The 2,583-nt window shown below is 69.4% G+C and carries 5 protein-coding genes; 4 read left to right on the top strand and 1 reads right to left on the bottom strand.

Annotated elements, in window-relative coordinates; all coding sequences use genetic code 11:
- The 4 genes from CSW60_RS22910 to CSW60_RS22895 form a co-directional block, all read left to right on the top strand.
- The coding region (locus CSW60_RS22910; protein WP_236634349.1) for a hypothetical protein at window positions 1-238 on the top strand (238 nt) is incomplete at its 5' end.
- A 113-nt stretch (window positions 239-351) separates the two neighbouring features.
- A complete protein-coding gene (locus CSW60_RS22905; RefSeq protein ID WP_062099987.1) occupies window positions 352-642 on the top strand; it encodes a hypothetical protein in 291 nt (96 codons plus the stop codon).
- A 5-nt stretch (window positions 643-647) separates the two neighbouring features.
- Window positions 648-1,079: a Spy/CpxP family protein refolding chaperone gene (locus CSW60_RS22900; protein ID WP_231737602.1), complete on the top strand. Its 432-nt coding sequence runs from the start codon at window positions 648-650 to the stop codon at window positions 1,077-1,079.
- Window positions 1,080-1,081: 2 nt separating this feature from the next.
- Complete coding sequence (locus CSW60_RS22895) at window positions 1,082-1,663, top strand: RNA polymerase sigma factor (RefSeq protein WP_369800993.1); 582 nt, start codon at window positions 1,082-1,084, stop codon at window positions 1,661-1,663.
- Here CSW60_RS22895 and CSW60_RS22890 read toward each other — a convergent pair.
- Window positions 1,656-2,583: type II restriction endonuclease (locus tag CSW60_RS22890; protein WP_099539393.1), on the bottom strand; the 928-nt coding region annotated here is incomplete at its 5' end. The genes CSW60_RS22895 and CSW60_RS22890 overlap by 8 nt on opposite strands.

Below are 2,583 nucleotides of genomic sequence, written 5' to 3'. Positions count from 1 at the left end.
GCAGGCGGATGGGGCCTTGCCCGCCTTCTTCGCCCCCAGCCTGGACTACGGGGTCTACACCTTCCGCGCGGACCTGCCGACCGACGGAACCTGGGCGCTGAAGTTCACCGCCAAGATTCCTGGCGAAGCCCAGCCCGTCGCCGCCAGCGTTACCTTCAAGGTCGTCGGACGGTTGACGCCGCCCCAGGGCGCGGGCGCGCCGACATCCTCGCCGACACCGCTCCCGAACCGCCGTTAGCCGTCCACCCGGCAAGGGTCTCGACCCGAGCTTCTGAAGATCGCGCAAGCGTCGCAGGGGGCGCGCCGCCCTGACGCGTATCCGCTTTGGGGAGAGCTTGAAGGATCCTGCACATGACCGAGCCTTTGGATGAGCTGATCGGGCGCCTGGCGGCCCGCCCGGCCGACAGGTCGCTGGACGGCCTGGAGGCCGAAGTCGGCCGGGGGATCGCCGCGTTGCGGCGTGAGGCTCTGGTCCAGGCGGCCATGGCCCCCGTCCAGATCGCCTCGGTAGTGCTGGCCCTGGCCATGGGCCTGACCGCTGGCAGCGCCCTGGCCGCCTCCACGGTCGAGCCTCAACGCGACTACGGTCTGTTCGCGAGCGCGGCGCGGCTGGCCCCGTCCAGCCTGCTGGAGGGGCGTTAGTGGGCATGGTCCGCAGCACGGCCCTGACCTTGTGCCTGTCGCTGGTCGTGGCCTTGCTGGGCGTGTGGACCGGCGCGCAGCTGATCACCCTGGGCGCGCGTCCACCGGCGCTTCATGAGCTGGTTCATCACGGACTGCGTCTCAGCGCCGCTCAGAAGCAGCGCATCGCCGACATCGAAAGCGATCACGAAACCCGCCGACTGAAGCTCGAAGCGGAGATGCGCACGGCCAATATCGAGCTGGCCCAGGCCATCCAGGAGACGCACGCCTATACCCCCAAGGTACAGCGGGCGATCGACCGGGTGCATGAGGCCATGGGGGCGCTGCAGAAGGAAACCATCGTCCACACGGTGGGCATGCGCCGGGAGCTGACACCCCAGCAAGCCGCCCGGTTCGATCAGGCCGTCGTGCGATCCCTGACCGAAGATGCGCGCTGACCGTGGACAGCCAAGCGTCCGACAACGCACTCGCCGAACGGGCGGCGGCTGGCGACGATCAGGCCTTCGCCGTCCTGGTGCGCCGCCACAAGGAGCGGCTCTATCGTCTGCTGCGCCGTTACACCGACGACGCCGATGAGGCTTATGAGGCGGTGCATGAGGCCTTCATCGCCGCCTGGGGCGCGCTGAAGCGCTACGATCCCGACCGCTCGTTCGGCGCCTGGCTGCGCACCATCGCCATCAACAAGGCTCGCGACCGCAGACGGCGCATGATGGTGCGCAGGCTGGTGTTCGGCGCGCGCGGCCTGGACGACGCAGAGGCGCTGGCGACCCCCGATCCGGCCGCCAGCGCCGAAACCGGCGTGCTGCAGGACGAGGCGGCCGCGCGCCTGGGCCGCGCCATCGCCAGGCTGCCCTCGGCGCTGAAGGCGGCGCTGCTGCTGACGGCCTTCGAAGGCATGAGCCAGCAGGAGGCCGCCGACGTCCTGAAGGTCTCGGTCAAGACGATCGAGACCCGAGTCTATCGGGCGCGCAAGCTGCTAGGCAAGGATCTGGCCCTCGACCGGTCGGCGCCGATCAGGTGAGGCGGTGGGACACCTTCTCCAGGGCGGCGATCCCCGCGCCGAACTGGCCGATGGCGTCGCGATGCTTCTCCAGGGCGCTGTAGGGCAGGTAGCGGACGCTGAGATCGGCGATGCGGCTGAAGGCGGGCCGGGCGATCTGGGCGCGGACATCGGTCTCACGCTTGTCGGGCGCGACCAGGAACAGGCTGTGCAGGCCGCTGGTCTCTCCGCCTAGGGCTAGGTCCAGCATCCGCACGATACCCGAATAGATCGACGTGGTGTGCTCGACCTCGAAGGGGGCGACGATAGCGCCGGCCGCGTCCAGCCATAGCACGTCGATCAGGCGCACCGCCTCGGCGCCGGGGCGGCCCTCAAGCTCGGCCGGAAGCCTTGGCAGGCATTGGTCGCCCAGCCGGCCCGTCCCATAGGCGCGGCCGCGATCGTTCTGAGCGATCCAGACCTGATAGCCCAGCGCCAGCCCCAGATCGCGCAACCAGCCCTGGATCTGGGTATGGGTCCGGTCGTCGGCTTCGGCCGGCGTCGAGGTGGCGGCTTGCGAGCGGACCTTGGCCAGGTCGGCGACGAAGGCCTGGCGGGCTGCTTCGTCGTCGGCGCGCGGCGGCGGCGCATAGAGGCCCATGCCCAGATCGAAGCAGAAAGCGGCGACCGCGCCCAGGTCGTTGGATAGCAGGTCGCGATGGCGCTGGTTGAAGGCGATCAGGCCTTGGCGCATGGCCAGGTACTGGTCCCAGCGCCCCAGCTTCACATTGGCCCCGGTCAGGGCGTTGTAGCCCCGGACAATGGCGGTGTTGAACGGCGGGGCGATGGTCGGGTGCAGGAAATAGAGGATGTTGGCGACCGCCGGTCCCAGGCCCTTGATCTTCAGCGCGTCGATGCGATGGATCTCGGCCAGAACGTGCTCTTCGGTGTCGCAGCAGACG

This window comes from Caulobacter sp. X (assembly GCF_002742635.1).
GTDB lineage: Bacteria > Pseudomonadota > Alphaproteobacteria > Caulobacterales > Caulobacteraceae > Caulobacter.
This window is presented reverse-complemented; position numbering and strand designations above follow the sequence as displayed.